Source organism: Stenotrophomonas sp. SMYL8 (assembly GCF_036320065.1).
Classification (GTDB): domain Bacteria; phylum Pseudomonadota; class Gammaproteobacteria; order Xanthomonadales; family Xanthomonadaceae; genus Stenotrophomonas; species Stenotrophomonas maltophilia_A.
This window is the reverse complement of the sequence record NZ_JAWIRR010000001.1, coordinates 15045-35862: the sequence shown is the minus strand read 5'-3', so window position 1 is coordinate 35862 and position 20818 is coordinate 15045. Positions and strand designations below refer to the sequence as shown.

At 62.4% G+C, this 20818-nt stretch carries 21 protein-coding genes and 2 pseudogenes; 16 read left to right on the top strand and 7 right to left on the bottom strand.

All coding sequences use genetic code 11. The features are described from left to right. Positions 1–61 precede the first annotated feature (61 nt). The 6 genes from V3B25_RS00195 to V3B25_RS00170 all read right to left on the bottom strand — a co-directional run bounded on the left by V3B25_RS00195 (position 62) and on the right by V3B25_RS00170 (position 3724). Positions 62–310 (bottom strand): hypothetical protein, encoded by a 249-nt coding sequence (locus V3B25_RS00195; protein WP_049422470.1) that lies wholly within the window; start codon positions 308–310, stop codon positions 62–64. Between the two features lie 100 nt (positions 311–410). Continuing rightward, complete coding sequence (locus V3B25_RS00190) at positions 411–656, bottom strand: hypothetical protein (RefSeq protein ID WP_049398237.1); 246 nt, start codon at positions 654–656, stop codon at positions 411–413. Between the two features lie 125 nt (positions 657–781). Further along, positions 782–1051, bottom strand: a complete 270-nt coding sequence (locus V3B25_RS00185) for a hypothetical protein (RefSeq protein ID WP_049422469.1) — start codon at positions 1049–1051, stop codon at positions 782–784. An 86-nt stretch (positions 1052–1137) separates the two neighbouring features. Continuing rightward, positions 1138–1782, bottom strand: a complete 645-nt coding sequence (locus V3B25_RS00180) for a hypothetical protein (RefSeq protein ID WP_329809810.1) — start codon at positions 1780–1782, stop codon at positions 1138–1140. Between the two features lie 133 nt (positions 1783–1915). Next, on the bottom strand, positions 1916–2392 hold the full coding sequence (locus tag V3B25_RS00175) for a hypothetical protein (RefSeq protein ID WP_201116596.1): 477 nt from the start codon (positions 2390–2392) through the stop codon (positions 1916–1918). 93 nt (positions 2393–2485) lie between these two features. Then, positions 2486–3724 (bottom strand): NADH:flavin oxidoreductase/NADH oxidase family protein, encoded by a 1239-nt coding sequence (locus V3B25_RS00170; RefSeq protein ID WP_329809809.1) that lies wholly within the window; start codon positions 3722–3724, stop codon positions 2486–2488. An 89-nt stretch (positions 3725–3813) separates the two neighbouring features. On the opposite strand from V3B25_RS00170, the gene V3B25_RS00165 reads away from it, so the two are divergent. Then, positions 3814–4293, top strand: a complete 480-nt coding sequence (locus V3B25_RS00165; protein ID WP_049422464.1) for a MerR family transcriptional regulator — start codon at positions 3814–3816, stop codon at positions 4291–4293. Positions 4294–4309: 16 nt separating this feature from the next. Here the strand turns inward: V3B25_RS00165 and V3B25_RS00160 are convergent, their stop codons facing one another. Then, positions 4310–5521, bottom strand: coding sequence for an MFS transporter (locus tag V3B25_RS00160; RefSeq protein WP_201116594.1), 1212 nt, complete (start codon positions 5519–5521; stop codon positions 4310–4312). Positions 5522–5754: 233 nt separating this feature from the next. Between V3B25_RS00160 and V3B25_RS00155 the strand changes: the two genes are divergently transcribed. From V3B25_RS00155 to V3B25_RS00085, 15 genes and pseudogenes are all read left to right on the top strand, one after another. Continuing rightward, positions 5755–6012 (top strand): hypothetical protein, encoded by a 258-nt coding sequence (locus V3B25_RS00155; protein WP_006374755.1) that lies wholly within the window; start codon positions 5755–5757, stop codon positions 6010–6012. Between the two features lie 36 nt (positions 6013–6048). After that, positions 6049–7728 carry a type IV secretory system conjugative DNA transfer family protein gene (locus V3B25_RS00150; RefSeq protein WP_329809808.1) on the top strand — a complete coding sequence of 560 codons (1680 nt, stop codon included), beginning with the start codon at positions 6049–6051 and terminating at the stop codon, positions 7726–7728. A 427-nt stretch (positions 7729–8155) separates the two neighbouring features. Beyond that, positions 8156–8602: a hypothetical protein gene (locus tag V3B25_RS00145; protein WP_049422460.1), complete on the top strand. Its 447-nt coding sequence runs from the start codon at positions 8156–8158 to the stop codon at positions 8600–8602. Between the two features lie 89 nt (positions 8603–8691). Next, positions 8692–9807 (top strand): VirB8/TrbF family protein, encoded by a 1116-nt coding sequence (locus V3B25_RS00140; RefSeq protein ID WP_329809807.1) that lies wholly within the window; start codon positions 8692–8694, stop codon positions 9805–9807. Further along, positions 9804–10583, top strand: coding sequence for a TrbG/VirB9 family P-type conjugative transfer protein (locus V3B25_RS00135; protein WP_006374751.1), 780 nt, complete (start codon positions 9804–9806; stop codon positions 10581–10583). Before V3B25_RS00140 ends, V3B25_RS00135 begins: the two co-directional genes overlap by 4 nt. After that, positions 10580–11845, top strand: a complete 1266-nt coding sequence (locus V3B25_RS00130; RefSeq protein WP_032129527.1) for a TrbI/VirB10 family protein — start codon at positions 10580–10582, stop codon at positions 11843–11845. Before V3B25_RS00135 ends, V3B25_RS00130 begins: the two co-directional genes overlap by 4 nt. Positions 11846–11859: 14 nt before the next feature. Next, positions 11860–12903, top strand: coding sequence for a P-type DNA transfer ATPase VirB11 (gene virB11 / locus V3B25_RS00125; protein ID WP_032129526.1), 1044 nt, complete (start codon positions 11860–11862; stop codon positions 12901–12903). A 15-nt stretch (positions 12904–12918) separates the two neighbouring features. Next, positions 12919–13383 (top strand): annotated as a pseudogene (locus tag V3B25_RS00120) (lytic transglycosylase domain-containing protein); the annotation flags it as partial. A 580-nt stretch (positions 13384–13963) separates the two neighbouring features. After that, positions 13964–14374, top strand: a complete 411-nt coding sequence (locus V3B25_RS00115) for a TrbC/VirB2 family protein (RefSeq protein ID WP_006374697.1) — start codon at positions 13964–13966, stop codon at positions 14372–14374. After that, positions 14367–14675, top strand: a complete 309-nt coding sequence (locus tag V3B25_RS00110) for a VirB3 family type IV secretion system protein (protein ID WP_006374695.1) — start codon at positions 14367–14369, stop codon at positions 14673–14675. The genes V3B25_RS00115 and V3B25_RS00110 overlap by 8 nt, the downstream gene beginning before the upstream one ends. A gap of 81 nt (positions 14676–14756) precedes the next feature. Then, positions 14757–17195 carry a VirB4 family type IV secretion/conjugal transfer ATPase gene (locus V3B25_RS00105; protein ID WP_032129524.1) on the top strand — a complete coding sequence of 813 codons (2439 nt, stop codon included), beginning with the start codon at positions 14757–14759 and terminating at the stop codon, positions 17193–17195. A gap of 59 nt (positions 17196–17254) precedes the next feature. Beyond that, the gene (locus V3B25_RS00100) at positions 17255–18052 is read left to right on the top strand and encodes a hypothetical protein (RefSeq protein WP_329809806.1); all 798 of its coding nucleotides are present in this window, start codon (positions 17255–17257) and stop codon (positions 18050–18052) included. A 79-nt stretch (positions 18053–18131) separates the two neighbouring features. Continuing rightward, positions 18132–19283 carry a type IV secretion system protein gene (locus V3B25_RS00095; protein WP_229298144.1) on the top strand — a complete coding sequence of 384 codons (1152 nt, stop codon included), beginning with the start codon at positions 18132–18134 and terminating at the stop codon, positions 19281–19283. 41 nt (positions 19284–19324) lie between these two features. Beyond that, on the top strand, positions 19325–19840 hold the full coding sequence (locus V3B25_RS00090; protein WP_189721011.1) for a DUF4189 domain-containing protein: 516 nt from the start codon (positions 19325–19327) through the stop codon (positions 19838–19840). 505 nt (positions 19841–20345) lie between these two features. After that, a pseudogene (locus V3B25_RS00085) lies at positions 20346–20761 on the top strand (hypothetical protein); the annotation flags it as partial. Between the last annotated feature and the right edge of the window lie 57 nt (positions 20762–20818).

Sequence of the window (20818 nt, the reverse complement as noted above, 5' to 3'; positions counted from 1 at the left end):
TCTGACTGCACCATCATCCCTGCGCCAACAGCCTGCGTCGTGGCACCGTCGTATTGCAGCCTCAGACACCCAGAAGCGAATTCACCTGCCAATCGGCAACCCGCGCATGGCTCACCGCCTGATGACTGCCGCATCCGTCGCAGCGGAACAAGGCGCCGCCCGGCAGCTGGACCAGATTGTCTTCGTTGGCCGAGCGGGTTTCAGAGCAATGCCGGCAGATGACAGTGAGCGCCGTAATGCGCTCCACCCCGCCAGACAGGTCGAACACAGCTTCAAAGGCATGGATGACAGGGTGACCAGTGGCCGGCATCGGGAAAGTCGTCGTGATGGGGAGGCCTTATCCTGCCCCCCCCCCGATCGTGACGGGCTGGTCATCCGCATGCATTGGAACGATCAAGATGCCCGGCGGCTCAGAGATCCTTCTTCTTGCCGCTCAGGTCGATCGGCCTGTCACTGCCCTTGCGCTCGCTCGACCACACTTCCATGCTCTTGTTGCAGCGGCTCTCGCGGGCAGCCACTTCGCGCGGCAGGTCCTTCAGATGCGGCGACTCCTGGCAGGCCTGATGCATGTTGCTGTCGTCATAGGTTGCACAGGCGCTGAGCGAGGCCAGGGTGATGGCGACGAGGGTGGTGCGGAGCAGGGGCTGCAGGTTCATGGGAGGGTCTCGGGTGGTGCCGGGCTGGCCATGGAATTCAAATCCGTGACACCGGGCGCAGACAATCCGACCAATCACACTTGTTATTCTGTAACAGATGCGCGATAGTCCTGCGCCTGCTGCTGTCAGGCGACGCAGATCATCAGCATCATGCTCAGCGCCAGCATCAGCACGAATACGCGCCGGCTGAGCGCAAGGCAGGCCAGGCAGGCGGCCAGTGCCCAGGCAGCCAGCAGCGCGCAGGCCAGCAGCCACAGCCCGATCACAATCAAGGATCCGGTCGCCAGCGCCGACAACGCGATGGCCTTGTACAGAGCCACGCCCAACACGCTGCCGAGCACTCCCGCCTGCAGGGCAATGGCATCGTGATGTGCGGGGGCAGGCGCGTGAAGCATGGTGGCTGGATGGTTCCAAGCGTGAGCGGCGCGCGTACTGTGCCCGAATGCACATCCACGCCATGTGTACTTCACCGACGACGTAATCAGTGACGGCGGCGCGACAGCAATAGCCCAATGCCCACCACGGGCACGATTCCAAGCATCGGTGCTTTGTACAACGGCCAGCCCTGCAGTACGCCCGTGATCACCAGTGCCGCCGTCGCCAGCAACAGGCCCGCACCCCAAGCGCGTGCGGGCCAGGCACCGAAGAAGTGGCGACGTTGCGGAGCGGCGGCAGCATTGGCGGGCCGCTTCGCGAGAGCCTCTGCCAGCGCGTCCCGGAAGGTTGAGAATTCATGCGTCGATGCCCGTGTGTGCTGGAGCAGCACGCTCGGTCCATCGATCAGGGTCAGATCAACATGATCGTCCAGGTTGTAGGACCGGATCTGCTTGAACGGGAGAGGAGCACGGTGCTGGAATACCAGACGATCATGTTCCAGTGCCACCCGGTCCCGTCGAGGGGGATAGACAACGAAGGCAAGGATCAACGCCGACAGTGTGAAAACCGCTGCCGCACCCAGTGCGGTGAGAAGTCCAAGTTCGGGTGCGCGGGCGAACAGGAGTATTGCCAGTGGTACGGCCCCGATGGCAAACATGGCGTACTGGTGATAGCGCCTGAAGATGCGCACTTCACTGTCGATCTTCCGGGGCCGGGCGGGGAGGCGGGAGTGGGCGATGGGTAACTTCATGGACTGTGTTCGATCACGGCTTTCTGGCAAGAGAGCGTGGCGTCGCGTTGCAATGAAGTCCATTCAACTATTTTGAATCCACCCTTGCTGGACCTCTGTGTGAGTCCTCGTGCGCCTTCGCCCACGCATCTGCTCAGTCGAACTCACCCTCGGCCGATTCCAGCCGTTGCCGGTAGGCAGCGCGGTGCAGATACAGGCGCTGGCATTCGGCCGACCTGTGGATGCGGCTGCCGGGTTCGTTGGCTACCGAGTCGCACATCCGCGCAATATGATTGTTCTCTGCCAGCTCGGTGACGAAGAACACGGCGGTGATGCCGGTACCGAGCAGCACCACGTAGAGCAGGCGGCTGAGCCAGCGCGACAGCTTGCGCTCGAAGTGCTGCTGGATGGTCAGGTCGAAGCGGATGATGCTGAGCACAATCCAGATGATCGCGACCAGGAAGCAGAGCGTGGGCAACAGGCCGCGCCAGAGCCCGGCCTCGTAGACCGATTCGTTGTAATGGACGGCAGCCCCGGCACCGGCGATGGCGATGGCAAGTGCCCAGTTGCGGCCCAGCGAGAGCAGGTCATCGAGCAGCTTCTCGCGGTTCCTGGTTGATCCTGCTGCCACGTGGGTTCCATCTCCATGCTGCGACCGGCGGCGGACTGCCGCCGGCCCTGCAGATGGTGGAGCATCGCTGCGGCGATGAGAAGACCGCGCGGCTCAATGTGCGATGGCGCGGGCGCTGATCCAGCGCCGGTAGCGGCGGGTCCGACACTTTGCGGCCGCCTGTGCCAGCAGCAGTGCCCACGCCGGTGAAACCGTAGGTGCGGTGGGGCGGCGCCGGCTCAGCCGGCCCAGCTGATACTTCACTGCCGCCATGTGCGCGCTGGCCGCCAGCGGCTTGCTGCGCCAGTTGATGTTGCGCAGCGTCGGCACCGGGTCGCGGCCCTGCTGCCAGTGCTGTGGCAGATCCGGCTCGATCGCCAGTGCGGTGGCGATGCCGACCATGGCCACGCCGCTGGCCAGTACCTGTTCTGCCACCTCGCGGCGGCGGATGCCGCCGGTGACCATCAACGGCATCGTTGCCACCGTGGCGATCTCGCGTGCGAATTCGAGGAAGTACGCTTCGCGGGCCACGCTGCGATCGTCGCGTGCGGCGCCGGTCATGGCCGGTGCTTCATAGCTGCCGCCGGACAGTTCGACCAGATCCACGCCGAGGGGGGCCAGCATCTCCACCACTTCGCGTGCGTCCTCGGGCGAGAAACCGCCGCGCTGGAAATCGGCGGAGTTGAGCTTCACCGCCACCACGAACGTGGGCGCTACCGCCGCGCGTACACCCTGCACGATCTCCAGCAGCAGGCGCGCACGGTTTTCCAGGCTGCCACCCCACTGGTCCTCGCGCCGGTTCGACAACGGCGACAGGAACTGGCTGAGCAGGTAGCCGTGCGCGGCATGGATCTCCACGCCACTGAAACCGGCGCGCTCGGCCAGTTCGGCACTGCGGATGAAGCGCGCGATCACCGAGTCGATGTCGTCCTCGGTCATCGCCTTCGGCGGTGCGAACTGCTTGGACAGCGCGCCCATCTGCAATGCAACGGCCGAAGGCGCGAGCGCGGGTTGACCGAGTGCGGCCGGCATCTGCCGCCCCGGGTGATTGATCTGCATCCACATCTGCGCACCCCGCGAGCGGGCAGTGTCCGCCCAGGCAGTGAAGCGGTCGAGGTGGCGCTCATCCTCCAGTACCACGCCGCCGGGCCCAGTCATGGCGCGCCCATCGACCATCACGTTGCCGGTGATGATCAGTCCGGCGCCGCCGTCGGCCCAGCGCTGGTACAACTGCAGTAGCGCTTCGGACGGAGCGTGGTCAGCGTCGGCCATGTTTTCCTCCATCGCCGCCTTGGCGATGCGGTTGCGGATGACGGCACCGGAGGGCAGTGCCAGGGGCGAGAACAGCGACATCGGACAGCTCCAGGACAGGGGAATGGGGCTACGCTAACCTTCAAGTTTGATTGAAGGTCAACAGGCTTCCATGTCGAGGATTCAGGCAGATGAAGATCGGTGAGCTGGCCCGCCGCACGGGCCTGGCAGCGTCGCGCATCCGCTTCTACGAAGAGGCCGGGTTGCTGGTGGTCCAGCGCCAGGCCAACGGCTACCGCGATTATCCGGAGCAGGCGGTGCTGCTGCTGGAACTGATCACCGGTGCGCAGCGCGCCGGTTTCAGCCTGGAAGAGATCCGCGCGCTGTTGCCGCCGGACATGGGCCAGTGGCAGCACGAGGCACTGATCACGATGCTGCAGCAGAAGGTGGCCGACATCGAGGCGCTGCAGCTGCGGCTGGCAGAGAGCCGTGCGCACCTGCTGGCCCTGATCGAAGATATCCAGGCGCGGCCGGAGGGCATTGATTGCGCGGCCAACTCGCGGCGGGTGCTGGACCGGGTGAAGCGTGGTGAGCTGGCGCGGCCGACGCTGGCGGCCGGCGATGTGGCGATGCTGCGACCGGATCGCCGCCGCCGCATGGGCCGCGACTGACGATCCGGCGCGATGTTCAGTGGCTGCCGGCTACGGCGGCCTTGCGCTTCTTGTCCAGCATCACCGCCACGCACCACAGCAGCAGGCCGCCGATGGCGGTGGCCGCGCCCACATAGCCAGTGCTGGCTGGGCTGAAGCCGGCGCTGATCGCCATGCCGCCCAGCCACGGGCCGAGCGCGTTAGCGGTATTGAAGGCGGCATGGTTGGAGGCGGCAGCCAGGGTCTGGGCTTCGCCGGCCACGTCCATCAGGCGCGTCTGCAGCACTGCCGCCAGCGCACCCATGGTGCCGACGGTGATGATCATCGGGCCGATGGTCCACACCGATTGCGCGGCCAGCGGATACAGCAGCAGCATCACGATCGACCACAGCAGCACCACCGCAGCGGCCTTGAAGTGGAACTTGTCGACCAGCCAGCCACCGGCGATGTTGCCGATGATCGCGCCGATGCCGAACACGCCCACGGCCAGTGGCATCCACGATTCGGCCACGCCGGTGACCTGCACCAGCGTCGGCGCGAGGTAAGTGAACACGCAGAACATGCCGGCGAAACCGACCGCGCCGATCGCCAGCGCCAGCCACACCTGGGGGGTGTTGAAGGCACGCAGTTCGCGCATCGGCGAGGTGCGCACCTCGTCCGGGTCCGGCAGCAGGAAGCGCGCGATCATCGCCACGGTGGCGATGGCCAGCACGCTGACCAGGGCAAAGGCGGTGCGCCAGCTCAGCTGCTGGCCCAGCCAGGTGGTCAGCGGATTGCCGACCAGGATCGCGATCGACAGGCCCAGCAGTACGCGCGACATCGCCTGGCCGCGCTGGCCGGCCGGACTGATTGCGGCGGCCACCAGCATCGCCACGCCGAAGTAGGCGCCATGCGGCAGGCCGGCAACGAAACGTGCGATCAGCATCGTGCCGTAGTTCGGTGCCAGTGCGCTGGCCAGGTTGCCGACAGCATAGAAGCCCATCAGCGCCAGCAGCAGCTTGCGGCGCGGGAAGCTGGCGCCGACGAAGGCGAGAATCGGCGCACCGACGACCACGCCGATGGCATAGGCGCTGATCAGGTGGCCGACCTGGGTTTCGGAGATCGACAGGCCACGGCTGATCTCCAGCATCAGGCCCATGCTGGCGAACTCGCTGGTACCGATGGCGAAGCCGCCCAGGGACAGGGCAAGGATGATCAGGGTGCGCTGACGGGGCGTCAGCCGCGCAGCCAAGGAAGAGTTGGGGCTCATGCGGGGCCGATGGGGGCGGGGAGCCGTGCATTGTACTGCTGCACCGCAACAGCAGCAGCCATGCTGAGGGTAAATCAGCGTTTGATCCGTGGGGTTGCGGCAAGCCGGGCACGGGCTCGGTACGAAAGCAGGTTCGGCGCATTGTTGTCGGCGTCCTGCATGTAATGACGACATGGACGTCGGCATGATGCGAAACACAGGGGCTGCGGAGTGCTGGAACAAGGAGGATGTCGATGCAGGAATTCAGGCATGTGCTGGAGACGCGCGGCCGCTATCAGCTGGTAGCGGTGTCCTACGCGCCGGTGTACGCTCCGGGCGATGTGGTCGGCCATGCGGTCGTCGCCGACGATGGGGATCGTCTGACCGACCTGATGTCGCTGGCCGAAGCGCGCCAACGCCTGCAGGCACTGGTGCGTGAAGAGGGCGAAGAGCCCGGGCTGGAGAACGAAAACCACCTGCGGAAGAAGGCGTCGCGCTGGCGCCGCCGCTAGGCCGTCGCGCCCTTGTGCGCATCATGGAGGATCCGGGTGTTGCCCAGTAAGAAGTATCTGCTCATCGCCATCATCACGCTGGCGACTCTGCTGCTTGGTTTCGTGTTTTCCGGTTACCTGACCCTGCTGTTGCTGGGGCTGGACACCAAGCTGTTCACCTGGAACACCTACTACCAGTACTTCAACGCGCTGGGCCAGCCACAGGTCGCGCCCTTCGTGGGCAAGATCAAGTGGGCCGGTTATCTCGGTTTCGGCCTGCCGCTGCTGGTGCTGCTGGTGACCGGCCTGGTGCTGCTGCTGAAGAAGGACAAGCGCTCGTTGCACGGCGACGCGCGCTTTGCCACCGGCGCCGACCTGTCCAAGCACGGCATGTTCAAGAAGACCGGCCAGAGCATCGTGGTTGGCAGCCATGGCGGCAAGCTGGTGCGGCTGGACGGCCAGCAGTTCGTGATCCTTGCGGCGCCCACCCGTTCAGGCAAGGGCGTGGGCGTCGTCATCCCGAACCTGCTGGAGTACGGCGAATCGCTGGTGGTGCTGGACATCAAGCAGGAGAACTTCGACCTGACCAGTGGCTGGCGTGCCAGTCAAGGGCAGGAGATCTACCTGTTCAATCCTTTCGCCGAAGATCGGCGCACGCACCGCTGGAACCCGCTCAGCTATGTGTCCGATGACCCGGCGTTCCGTGTCTCGGACCTGATGAGCATCGCCGCGATGTTGTATCCGGACGGGGCCGAGGACCAGAAATTCTGGGTCAGCCAGGCGCGCAATGCGTTCATGGCCTTCACCCTGTATCTGTTCGAGAACTGGGATGACGAGCGCACCAGTGGCTTCCCGGGCGGCTCGGGCACGCCCACCCTGGGCGCTGTCTACCGGTTGTCATCGGGTGACGGCAGCGATCTGAAGAAGTACCTCAAAGCCCTGTCGGAGCGGTCGTTCCTCAGTTCCAACGCGCGCTCGGCGTTTGCCAACATGCTGTCCCAGGCCGATGAGACCTTCGCCTCGATCCTGGGTACCTTCAAGGAACCGCTCAACGCCTGGATCAACCCGGTGCTGGACAAGGCCACCAGCAGCAACGACTTCCTGCTGACCGATGTCCGCAAGAAGAAGATGACCATCTACATCGGCATCCAGCCCAACAAGCTGGCCGAGAGCCGATTGATCATCAACCTGTTCTTCAGCCAGCTGATCAATCTCAACACCAAGGAACTGCCCAAGTCCAACCCGGACCTGAAGTACCAGTGCCTGCTGTTGATGGACGAATTCACCTCGATCGGCAAGGTCGAGATCATCGCCTCGGCGGTGTCCTACATGGCCGGTTACAACATCCGCCTGCTGCCGATCATCCAGAGCATGTCCCAGCTTGATGCCACCTACGGCCGGGAAGTGTCACGCACGATCATCACCAACCACGCACTGCAGATCCTGTACGCGCCGCGCGAGCAGCAGGACGCCAACGACTACTCGGACATGCTGGGCTACACCACCGTCCGCAAGAAGAACGTCACCCATGCCCGTGAGAAGACCCACAACTTCACCGAAGAGCGGCGTGCACTGATGCTGCCGCAGGAGCTGAAGGCGATGGGGCCGGACAAGGAAGTATTCCTCTACGAGGGCATACCGCATCCGGTGAAGTGCGACAAGATCCGCTATTACAAGGATCGCTATTTCACATCGCGGCTGCTGCCGAAGGTCGACGTTCCGATGCTTAACGTCTAATTCACGTCGCTAAATTTGTGACGTAGATTCATATTCACCGACGTGAAACCGTGAGCTGAGTCAAAAATTCGGCATCTGTTCATAGATTTTCAGACTTGTCTGACATGGAATTGACGCGTGGTTGTGTAACTCTGTGTGCGTCATCCAGAAGTGTGTGCTGGATGCCAAAAGTTGTAACGCAGGGTGGCCAGGAGTTTGTGCCATGGAAACAAGGATGGTTTCGACGTTGGTGAGGGTGTGCGGGTGTGTCGTCGGCAACGTCTGGCGGCCCCGCGACCTGGTTGGCAGCTTTCGGGCTGCAGGGGAGCCGGGGCAGGTGTGCTGCATGCCAGCGCGTCTCCCCGATTCCGGCGTGCGCCATGCAGCGCCGGACGGCCAGGGAACCAACGCTCGGGACTGCTTTTTCGTACGTCAAAGTGAAGCCCGTATGAATCAGGCGTTTATCGCGAAAATCTCCATCGCCGCAGTCGCGGCGCTGATGGTGGCAGGGTGTGCCACCAAGTCCGCCCCCGATTTCGGTGGACGCTGGAAGCCGGTCAACCGCTTTGCCGTGGCGACGACCGAGATCCCGCTGTATTCCAGCTACGTCTACCAGGCCTCGCCGATGGATGGCACGCTCAAAGCCATGCTCGAGCGCTGGGCCAAGGATTCCGGACGAACACTGGACTACCGCCTCAGCTCGGACTTCACGCTGTATGGCGCGGTCTCGAAGATCGACACCACCAATGCGCAGCAGGCCGTGATCGATCTGACTTCGGCGTATTCGGCGCAAGGCATCTCCGTCTCCATTGTTGGCAACCAGATCGTTGTGCAGAGCGCTGGCTCGACGCCCACCGCGTCGGCGCAGAGCGCTGATTCCAACAGCGGCACCTGAGTCCACCTCGAAACCATCGAACGTGCCGCTCCCCGCGCCTGTCGCAGGGGCTCCATGCCCATTGATGTTTCAGCAGTACGGAAGAATCCATGTTCCGCAAGAAGGATCCCGGCAACAGTCCCAAGGTCGAGCAGTCGGTCGCCAAGGCGGTCAGCTACGAGATCACCGTGGCCGACATGGCGCGTCGCAGCGAGCGCCGTGCCTGGTGGGTCGCCACGGGCTCGTTGCTGATGTCGCTCGCACTGGCGGGCGGCTACTACTACATGCTGCCGCTGAAGGAGAAGGTGCCGTTCCTGGTGATGGCCGATGCGTACACGGGTACCGCGACGGTCGCACGCCTGAGCGGGACCTTCCAGGGCGAGACGATTACCAGCAACGAAGCGATCAATCGCAGCAATGTGGCCCAGTACGTACTGGCGCGCGAGTCGTACGACTCGGCGGTGATGGGCCTGCGCGATTGGGAACTGGTGTTCGTGATGTCCACCGATCCGGTGGCGCAGTCCATGCGCGTGCGCTATGCCGGCAACAACCCGCAGAACCCGTTCGTGATGTATGGCCGCGAGCGTGCCATCCGGGTCAAGATCCTCAGCATCACGCCGCTGGGCGCCGAAGCGAACGGCAGCTTCCGCGGCGCTTCGGTGCGCATCCAGCGCAGCCTGCTGGACAAGCGCACTGGCGTTGCCACCTACCTGGACAACCAGCTGGTGACGATGCGCTTCGGCTACAACCAGAACCTGGCGCTGTCCGAGCAGGATCGCATCCTCAATCCGCTGGCCTTCCAGGTCACCGAGTATCGCGTCGACAACGACTATTCCCGTGGCGTCCCGGTGCCGGATGACGGCGCCATGCAGGCGCAGGCGCAGCAGGCTGCACAGGCCGCGCAGCAGGCCCAGGGTGTCTACGATCCCAACAACCCGGCCGCGGCCACGATGATCGATCCGGCCACCGGCCAGCCGGTCGCCGTCCCGGCCAATGGCCCGACGCCGGGCCAGCCGATGCCGGGTCAGCCCGTACAGGGGCAGCCCATGCCGGGTCAGCCCGTACAGGGGCAGCCCATGCCGGGTCAGCCCGTACAGGGGCAGCCCATGCCGGGTCAGCCGGTGCAGGGGCAAGCAATGCCGGGGCAGGCCATGCCCGGACAGCCGGCCATGAGGCCGGCGCAGAACAATTCCACCGGAACTGCTGATGGAGCAAGCAACCGATGAGTAGTCGAAATATCAGGGGAAGCGCACTGGCGCTGCTGTCGATGTTGTCGCTGTTGTTTTCAGCAGCGGCGATGGCGCAGGCGGTGGACCATTACGAGTACGAGAAGGACCGCATCTATCCGGTTCGCACCGGCCTGGGCCTGACCACCCAGATCGAACTGAGCCCGAACGAGAAGATCCTCGACTACAGCACCGGCTTCAGCAGCGGCTGGGAACTGACCCGTCGCGAGAACGTGTTCTATCTCAAGCCGAAGAACGTCGACGTCGACACCAACATGATGGTGCGCACCGAGACCCATTCCTACATCTTCGAGCTCAAGGTGGTGGCCACTGACTGGCGCCAGCTGGAACAGGCCCGTCGTGCTGGCGTGCAGTACAAGATCGCCTTCACCTACCCGAACGACACCGTGTTCGGCGTCGCACAGGAAGCGGTGGAAGAGGAGGCGCAGCCGCTGTTGAGCTCTGAACTGGCCAAGGACCGCCAGTACAACTTCAACTACTCCTATTCGACCAGCAAGGCGAAGAAGATGGGTTGGCTGATCCCGGTCAACGCCTACGACGACAGCCGTTTCACCTACCTGAAACTACCGAATTCGCCGGAGTACAAGACCGGTATCTTCCCGGCCGTGTTCGGTCGTGAAACGGAATACGGTGAAGACTTCGTGGTCAACACCACGGTTGAAGGCAATACGCTGATCGTGCACGGGACCTACCCGTACCTGGTCATCCGCCACGGCGACTTCGTCGTCGGCCTGCGAAGGAACGTGAAGAAATGAGCCAGCAGAACACTCCCGGAAACGACCCGAACAACGGACGCGACGAGAGCCAGAGTCCGTACGGTGCACAGGCTGCTCCGGAGGCGCAGACGAATCCGTACTTCGGCACGACCCAGGCTGAGCCTGCACCGGATCTGGACGCGGCCGCGCCGCAGCTGCGCTCGGCTGAAGAGCAGCGATTGAACCGCAAGGCGCTGCTGTTCCTGGGCGGTATCGTGGTGCTGCTTGTTGCCATGGGCTTCCTGCTTTTCCGCAAGGGCCAAGACAAGGACGATGCGCCGAAGGTGCCGGATGTTGCGCGCGCGAGCACGCCAACACTGCCGGATGCTGTCCAGACCGATCCGGGTCCGGCGCAGGCAATGCAGCCCGTTGATCCGATTCCGATGTTGCCGCCGCCTCCATTGGGGCCGAGTCGCCCTGAGCCGCCAGTGACGTTGGAAGATCGCTCCGCGGGCCCTCGTGGTCCGACGCTTGCCGAACGTCGGATGGGTGCCAGTGCCGACGGTTTCGTTGGCAATGGCAGTTCACAGGATGAGGAGCGCTCGCAGCAGGCGGGCATGGACGAATACACGCGGGCAATGCTGCAGCAGATGAACGGGCAGCAGAATGCAGCGCCAGCGCGCGTGCGTCGTGGCCCCGACGTGGATGACGTGTCCAATGCCAGCTACATCCGCAGCCCCGATGCGCTGCTGGTGCGAGGAACCTATCTGCGCTGTGTACTGGAAACCCGCATCATCACTGATATCGCGGGCTACACCTCGTGCCTGGTGACAGAGCCGGTGTACTCGATCAACGGCCGCAATCTGCTGCTGCCGAAGGGCTCCAAGATCTATGGCGCCTATGGCGGTGGTCCTACCGGCAAGCGGGTGGAAGTGATCTGGGACCGCATCACCACGCCGAACGGTATTGACGTGGCAATGTCCAGCCCGGGCGTTGATCAGCTGGGTGGCGCAGGCCACCCGGGCCAGTACAGCGCGCACTGGGGCAGCCGTATCGCCTCGGCGCTGATGATCAGCCTGTTGGCCGACGCGTTCAAGTACGCCGCCGCCGAACATGGCCCGGAGACCACCACGGTGGCCAACAACGGCATGACCATCCAGTCGCCCTATGAGAGCGCCACCGCGCGCACCATGGAACGCCTGGCCAACGAGTCGCTCAGCCAACGTCGCCCGCCGACCGTGACCATCAACCAAGGCACCATCGTGAATGTGTACGTCGCCAAGGACGTCGACTTCACGAGCGTGCTGCATCCTCGCCGGTAACCCAACGAACGATCATGGACGCTGAAGTGTCACCCCTTGCCCTCGTCTCCAGCGATTTCCTGCGCTATCAGTACGAAGTGCTGGGCATCGCCGAGTACATGACTTCCCCGGAAGTGACGGAAATCTGCATCAACCGTCCCGGTGAGCTGTACCTGGAAACCCGGGCGGGGTGGCAGCGGGTGGATGTGCCGAGCCTGACCTTCGAGCGGGCCCGGCAGTTCTGCACGGCGGTGGTGAACGAGAGCAACACCGGCCAGCGCATCACCGATGCCGATCCGGTGGTCTCGCTCACGTTTCCCACCGGCCAGCGTGCCCAGTTCGTGATTCCGCCGGCGTGCGATGCAGGCAAGGTGTCGATCACCATCCGTCTGCCGTCCAAGCACACCAAGTCGCTCAGCCAGTATCACGAAGATGGGTTCTTCAACCAGATCCTGGAAAGCGATGGCAGCATCAGCGAGCAGGATCGCGAGCTGCTGGAGCTGCGTCAGCAGCGCGAGTACGCAGAGTTCTTCCGGCGTGCGGTGATGTACCGCAAGAACATCGTGGTATCCGGTGCGACCGGTAGCGGCAAGACCACCTTCATGAAGGCGCTGGTCAATCATATTCCGGACAACGAACGCCTGGTCACGATCGAGGACGCGCGCGAGCTGTTTCTGACCCAACCCAATGTGGTGCACCTGCTGTACTCCAAGGGTGGGCAGAGCACCAGCAATGTCAGTGCCAAGAGCTGCATGGAAGCCTGCCTGCGCATGAAGCCCGAGCGCATCATCCTGGCCGAGCTGCGCGGTGACGAGGCGTTCTACTTCATCCGCAACTGCGCATCGGGCCACCCGGGTTCGATCACCAGCTGCCATGCAGGCAGTCCGGAGCAGACCTGGGACCAGTTGGCCCTCATGGTGAAGGCCTCCACCGAAGGTTCGGGCCTGGAGTTCAACGTGATCAAGCGACTGTTGATGATGACCATCGACATCGTCGTGCATATCAAGGCGCACGCCGGTTCGCGCTACATCACCGGTATCGATTTCAATCCTGGGCGTGCCCAGGGGCAGGAGGGCTGAAGGATGCTGCCAGGACTGGAGATGATGGCGTGCCCGGAGATGGCGGTGTCGATGGACGTGATGCAGCACGTCATCAACGTTGAATCGTCACGCAACCCTTATGCCATCGGCGTAGTCGGTGGCGCTCTGGTGCGCCAGCCCAAGGCGCTGGACGAGGCACTGGCGACGGTTCGGATGCTGGAAGAGAAAGGCTACAACTTCTCCATCGGGCTAGCCCAGGTCAACCGCTATAACCTCGGCAAGTACGGTCTGGATTCCTACGAGAAGGCTTTCCAGCAATGCCCGAACCTGCAAGCGGGTTCTCGGATCCTCGCCGAGTGCTACAAGCGCTCCGGTGGTGACTGGGGCAAGTCATTCAGTTGCTACTACTCGGGCAATTTCGAGACTGGCTTCCGCCATGGCTATGTGCAGAAGGTCTATGACTCGATGCGCCGTGGGCAGCAGCTTGCCAGCAATGGTGTTGCACCGATCGACGTGGTGAGTCGCGGCGAACGCCGCAGCGTGAAGGTCGAGCATCACCCGCAGCTCGCTTCGCCGGCGCAGGCGCGCATCGTTGCGCAGGCGAGTGGCCCGGTGTACGTGCCGTCGGAAGACCCGGCACGTGCGTATGTCGTGTATCCGTCCACCGGTGCAATGGCGCGGGGCAGCCTGCTGAACATCGCCGACCAGGCGCTGTCCAAGGTAGTGCTGGGTTCGGTGGACCGGATGATGCAGCCACAGGCGCAGCCCACCCAAGGGGCCGCCTATCCGCAGCAACAGGCCGGTGGCATGCCGCAGCAGCTGCCTCAGCAGGGTCCGGCGCAGGCGATGGCCATGCCGCAGCAGTTGCCAGGTGCTGCAGGTGGCAGCAACGAGGGCCCTGTGATGTTGCGGTCCTGGAATGAGCGCAATCAGCCAGTGGCCGGCAATGGCAGTTCATATAACGCACCGGCACAGTCCGCACCGGTGCAGCAGATTCCCGCAGGGGATGCGGCCTTCGTGTTCTGACGAAGTCGTGGTACGGCCAGTCCCCCGGCTGGTCGATTCAGTTGTGTTAGTCCATCAACAAGGAAATCAATCCATGAAGCGATCCAATCTCGACCTCGTCCAGGCCCAGCGCACGCTGAAGACCCTGCTGATGGCCACTCTGTTCGTCGGCGCACTGTTTGCCCCGCAAGTCTTCGCCAACGGCGCCACCGACTTTGGCGGCACCGACAAGAAGGTCTGCAGCTTCTTCAACAACATCAACGGCCTGCTGAACATCGCCTCGATCGCCGTGGTCACCATCGCGGTGATCTTCGCTGGTTACCAGATCGCCTTCGCGCACAAGCGCATCGCTGACGTCGCCCCGATCCTGATCGGTGGCGTGCTGATCGGCGCCGCAGGCCAGATCGCGCGCATGCTGCTGGGTGATGGCAGCGACGGCAAGTGCGGTGGTGGCACCAGCACCTCCTACCTGATCAACCACGTGATCCAGTACTACAGTGCATAAGAACGTCGTGTTCCGCGGCTGCACGCGTCCAGCGATGTTCCTGGGCGTTCCCTACCTGCCATTCTTCATGGTGGCAGGCGGGCTGTTGCTGCTCAGCATGTACACGAACTTCTGGTTCCTGCTCACCATTCCGGTGGCGGTCTTCATCATGCGGCACATGGCCAAGCGTGACGAGATGATCTTCCGTCTGCTGGGCCTGCGCCTGATGTTCAAGCTGAAGGTGCGCAACGTGCAGGAGCACGATGGCATGTGGGTGCTCAACCCCAACCATTACCGCAACAAGCCGGCCCGAATGGATTGAGGTCCGGATCCGGCCTGGCGGGCATCCGCGCCCGCCAGGTCTCTTGAAACTTCTTGGCAGTACCTCTTTGGAAGCAGTCGTATGTTCAGCCCTGACACCTCCATCAGTGAGTTCATCCCGTTGTCGTCGCATGTCGCCCCGAACGTGGTCAAGACCACGGGCGGCGACTACCTGCTGACCTGGCATCTGGAAGGGCTGCCGTTTGTCGGCCGAGAGGAGTGGGAGCTCGAGCATCGCCACAACACGTTCAACCGTCTGCTGCAGACGTTGCGCGCGCCTGACTTTGTCAACGTAGCCTTCTGGGTGCACGACATCCGTCGCCGTCGCACGTTGAAGGGCAAGAGCAACTACAGGCAGCGCTTCAACCAGGACGTTTCCGACCAGTACATGGGCATGCTGTCCTCGCAGCGCATCATGCAGAACGAGCTGTACCTGACCATGATCTATCGCCCGGTGGTGGCGGGCAAACGCTTCGTCGAAAAGTCGGCGAACGTGGAGAAGCTGCGCGCCGAGCAGGAGCAGGCGGTAGAGAAGTTGATGGAACTGGCCGGCAACGTCGAGGCCGTGATCCGCGACTACGCGCCGTATCGCCTGGGTATGTACGAAGCCAAGAATGGCGTGGTGTTCTCGGAAACGCTGGAGCTGTTCGGTTACCTGATCAATCGCATCGACGAGCCGGTGCCGGTGCTGTCGGCACCGATCAAGGATTACCTGCCGGTCAGTCGCCACATGTTCTCGGCCAAGACCGGCGATTTTGCGATCAATACTCCCAACGGTGCCAATCACTACGGCGCCATTCTGAACATCAAGGAGTATGCCGAGGGGACTTACCCGGGCATCCTCAACGGCCTGAAGTACCTCGACTACGAATACGTCATCACCCATTCGTTCAGCCCGATGGGGCGCCAGGACGCGCTGAAGGTGCTCGACCGCACCAAGGGCATGATGATCTCCTCCGGCGACAAGGCGGTCAGCCAGATCGTCGAGCTGGACCAGGCCATGGATCAGCTGTCGTCGGGCAACTTCGTGCTGGGTGAATACCACTTCATCATGGCGGTCTACGGCGACACGCAGGCCAAGCTTTCGCAGAACGTCGCCTCGACCCGCGCCGAGCTGTCCAACGCCGGGTTCGTATCGACCAAGGAAGACCTGGCGGTTACCTCGTCGTTCTATTCGCAGCTGCCGGGCAACTGGCGCTATCGCACACGCCTGGCCAATGTCAGCTCGCTGAACTTCCTGGGCCTGTCGCCGCTGCACAACTTCGCCACCGGCAAGCAGCACAACAACCCGTGGGGCGACTGCGTCACCACGCTGCAGACCACCAATGGCCAGCCGTACTACTTCAATTTCCATGCGACCCATCCCTCGGAGAATTCGCTGGGTGAGAAGGCGATCGCCAATACCATGGTGATCGGCAAGTCCGGTACCGGTAAAACCGCGCTGATCAACTTCCTGCTCAGCCAGGTGCAGAAGTACGAGCCGTCGCCGACCATCTTCTTCTTCGACAAGGATCGCGGCGCGGAGATCTTCGTGCGCGCCTGCGGTGGCAACTATCTGGCCCTGGAGAACGGCGCACCGACCGGCTTCAACCCGTTCCAGTGCGAGAACAACGAAGCCAACCTGCAGTTCCTGGCTGACCTGATCAAGGTGCTGGCCGGCAAGCGCGAGTACAGCGCCCGTGAGGAAGAGGATATCTACCGCGCGGTGGAGAGCATGCTCGATACGCCGATGCACCTGCGCAGCATGACCAACTTCCAGAAGAGCCTGCCCAATATGGGCGACGATGGCCTCTACGCGCGCATGCGCCGCTGGACCTCGGGCAACTCGCTGGGCTGGGTGTTCGATAATCCGATCGATACCGTTGACCTGAGCAAGGCCAACATCATCGGCTTCGACTACACCGACATCATCGACAATCCTGAAGTGCGCGTGCCGGTGATCAATTACCTGCTGCACCGCTTGGAGTCGCTGATCGACGGTCGTCCGCTGATCTATGTGATGGACGAATTCTGGAAGATCCTGGACGGCGAAGGTGGCCTGAAGGAGTTCGCGAAGAACAAGCAGAAGACCATCCGTAAGCAGAACGGTCTCGGCATCTTCGCTACGCAGAGCCCGGAAGATGCGCTGAAGAGCGATATCTCCGCCGCCCTGATCGAGCAGACCGCTACCCTGATCCTGCTGCCGAACCCGAATGCCAGCAAGAGCGACTACATGGACGGCCTGAAGCTGACCGAGGCCGAGTTCAGGGTGGTGACTGCACTGGACGAGCGCTCGCGCTGCTTCCTGGTCAAGCAGGGCCATGCCTCCAGCGTGTGCCAGCTCAACCTGCGCGGCATGGACGACATCCTGTCGGTGATCTCGGCTTCGACCGACAACATCGATGTCATGCATCGGGTTCTGCAGACGGCCGCGGTCCGCAATCGCGTCACTGTAGACGAGCTCAGCCCGGAGCAGTGGCTGGAAGATTTCTACAAGAACCGGAAGGGGTCGGGAAAGGAACCCCGGTCCGACGCGGCCTGATGGCCGTGCGAGCAGGAGACAGGCAAGTGGACGTCAATCAGAACAACAGGAGTTTTCCCATGAACAACGTCAAGCGTCGGGCCAGCGCCCGCAAGGTACTCAAGCCGATGGCCAAGGTGCTCGGCGTTGCCTTGGCCCTCTCAGCGACCAATGCGGGCGCCATCGGCCCGGTGCAGGAAACGGGTCCTGCACTGTGGCAGCACGTCCTCAATCAGATCAATACGTACCAGGCCCGTTTCCAGGAGAAGTACCAGTTCGTCAAGGAGAACACCCAGTGGGCACGGGACTGGGCGCAGACGATCAAGGAGTACCAGGAGACGATGGTCCAGATCCAGGGCATCGTGAATTCCTTCGGGTTGCCGGATTCCGCCCCGCTGACGCCGGTGCCACCCAATTATCTGGTTGCCGAGACCTGCGGAATCGGCACCGACCTGAAGACTCTCGCGACCCGGGTCGTTTTCAATTTCAAGGGAGATTGGAAAGATCAGCAGCAACAGATCTGCGTGAACATCCGGATGATGCAGAACCGCAAGTACAACGATGCGGTGGACTTCATGCTCAAGACGATGCCGTCGTTCTTCGATAGCCTCGATGCAATCGAGAAGCAGCGAAATGTCAGCAATCTGCTCGGCAACGTCAACGCAACGCAGAACGACACGTTGCGCACCGCGAACGACATGGCAGCCAAGGCAAAGTCCTTCGAGGCACAGCAGAAGGCCTACGATGCCTACATCGAGGTGATGGAAGCCAATCAGAAGGTCGTCGCACAGGCAGCGTTGAAGGGCGACCCGATGAAGACCATTGCCAGTGATCTGGTCAAGACGGCCGCGCTGAAGGCAGCGCTGTCCATCGACTGATGCATGGAATGGAGCACCAAGGGGGCGCGCGTCAGCGTCGCCCCTCATGTGATTGCAGTATTACCAAGGGAATGTGGGTATGACGATCAGGTCGATTGCCAACTTTGATTTTTCGGGCGGATTCCAGGATCTGATGGGGCACGTCGCACGTGTCCAGTCGATTGGCGATTTCGTGTTCTTCAAGCTGATCCTGGACTACCTGCGGGACAGGATCGGCAAGTTCGGCTTCGACCTGATGGACAACATGATGGCGTGGGTGGGCGGCATCGCGCTGACCCTCATGACCTTGTGGGTGCTGATCCAAGGCTATCGAATCGTTACAGGCCGCAGCCGCGATTCGATGATGGTCCTGGTAACCAACATGGCGCGCGCAGCGTTGATTGTTGCCGTTGCCACCAGCATGGGCATGTTCGGGCGCGATCTTCATGAGTTCCTGACCGAGGACGTGAAGGGGCTGATCACCCATGTTGTCACTGGCAAGGATCAGAAGCCGGAAGAGCAGATCGACAAGAGTCTGGCTTGGATGCAGGTGGCGCTGTCCAGCATTGATGGCATCAAGATTCTGAATGACCCTGGATTGCAGGAAGACAAGACCCGGGCCATGTGGTTCATCGGCCTCGGCACCGGCGGTCCGGCGGTGACTGCGGGTTCAATGCTTCTGCTCTACGAAGTAGCAATGGCGTTGTTCATCGGATTCGGGCCCTTGTTCATTCTTTGCCTTCTGTTCGACCAGACCAAGCAGTTGTTCCAGCGATGGCTGTTCTACGGCATTGGAACCATGTTCTCGATGGCGGTGCTGGCGGCAATGGTGTCGATCGCACTGGACATGGTAATTCGCGTGTCCGCCTCGTTCTGGGTAACGGCGCTGGTGAACAAGTTCCCGCTGATGGGCGCGTCCAGCGACGGCATGACCAGTCAGGCGATGCAGCAGGGCGGCATGGGACTGATCCTGACGACCCTGATTCTGACTGCGCCCCCAATGGCGGCCATGTTCTTCCAGGGCACCTTGGGTAGCTTCATGGCATATTCGCAGATAGGCGGCAGCCCGGTTGCGCAGGCGCCGGGCCCGAGTGGGCAGCCGCCGGGTAGTTACTACACGCCTCCGGCTCCAGAGAAGGGGAGCACCGGGCATGGAGCAAGCGGAGTGGGGCAGATGGGTAGATCAACTGGATCTCCACATGTTGCCGATACGCCGTCGGATACAGGCCGATTTGCCAAGGCACCTATTTAGCTCGCGGAGATGCGCGTTGTCTGTGTAAGGAGAGTTGCCTGATGAGAATGATCCATTTGCTAGCGCCGTTGGTGTTCATGTTCGCCACATCGGCCCTTGAGGCTCGGGCTGAGGGGCGATGTCCTCCTGGGCAGTACCCGATCGGAGGGAAGGGAGTCGGTGGTTGCGCCCCGATTCCTGGAGGCGAAGGTGCAGCTACCAGTGGGCCCAGAGCGACGGGTAAATGGATCAAGACTTGGGGCGCAATATCATTGGCGCCGTCGGGCGCCTCTGGCTCCTCAACAGGGCGGGTACGGAAGACGGAGGCCGCTGAGGAAGCGCAGAGGAAGTGCGCTGAATCCGGCGGAGTGGGATGTAAGGTTACAATTACATATAAGAATCAATGCGTGGCCGCCGTTGTCGCCAGCTCGGGCACAGGTGGAACCACGCAGTTTGGTACCGGTGCAACGATCGAGGGTGCCACAGAGTTTGCCTCCCGCCTCTGTGCCTCGAAAGGAGGGAGCGATTGTGCTGCCGTCTATTCCGCTTGCTCTGAGCCGATCTTCGAGGAATTCTAAAAATCCTATCGCGAGTCTGTGGTCGTCCGACTGGCGTCCTGGCACAGTCCTTTATGGAAAGAATCTGGAAGATTTAATGTCAGGCAGGTCGAAATGGTGAGGTGCCCGGTAGTTGCGCGCTGACTCGGGCGTTTGGTGTAGAGGCGAATCGGCTTCCGTAACTCGGGTGCGTGGTGGCGGAAGGATGAGTGACAGCGGATCAGATGCTGGATATCGCATCGCCCCGGGATTGAGTGCGAGGCGGCTTGGAGACCAATCCTCAATGGCAAGGGGATTGGACGTGAAAAGGCGTCGTTCCGACCTGCGGTGAGGAAGTTTGGTGGCATGAAAGCACTTGACACCAAGCGACTCGAGAGTCTGGGGTGAGAGCCTGCGGCTGAAGAAGCTGCACGCCGAGAAGTTTGATCGAGAACGACGGCATCCAGAATGCGATGCGAAAGGCGCATCTTTCTTAGGGGGGGGGGGGGATGCCCGTTTGCTGCGCTGTGGAAAAGGGCCGCAAGACTACCGGATAATCACCGGCCGCAGCCGCGACTCGATGATGGTCCTGGTAACCAACATGGCGCGCGCAGCGTTGATTGTGGCCGTTGCCACCAGCATGGGCATGTTCGGGCGCGATCTTCATGAGTTCCTGACCGAGGACGTGAAGGGCCTGATCACCCACGTTGTCACTGGCAAGGATCAGAAGCCGGACGAGCAGATAGACAAGAGTCTGGCTTGGATGCAGGTGGCGCTGTCCAGCATTGATGGCATCAAGATTCTGATGACCCTGGATTGCAGGAAGACAAGACCCGGGCCATGTTCTTCCAGGGCACCTTGGGTAGCTTCATGGCATATTCGCAGATAGGTGGCAGCCCGGTTGCGCAGGCGCCGGGCCCGAGTGGGCAGCCGCCGGGTAGTTACTACACGCCGGCCGCTCCGGAGAAGGGGCAGTCCGGCCAGGACAGTGGTGCGCATGATCGACATGCGACCGCACGT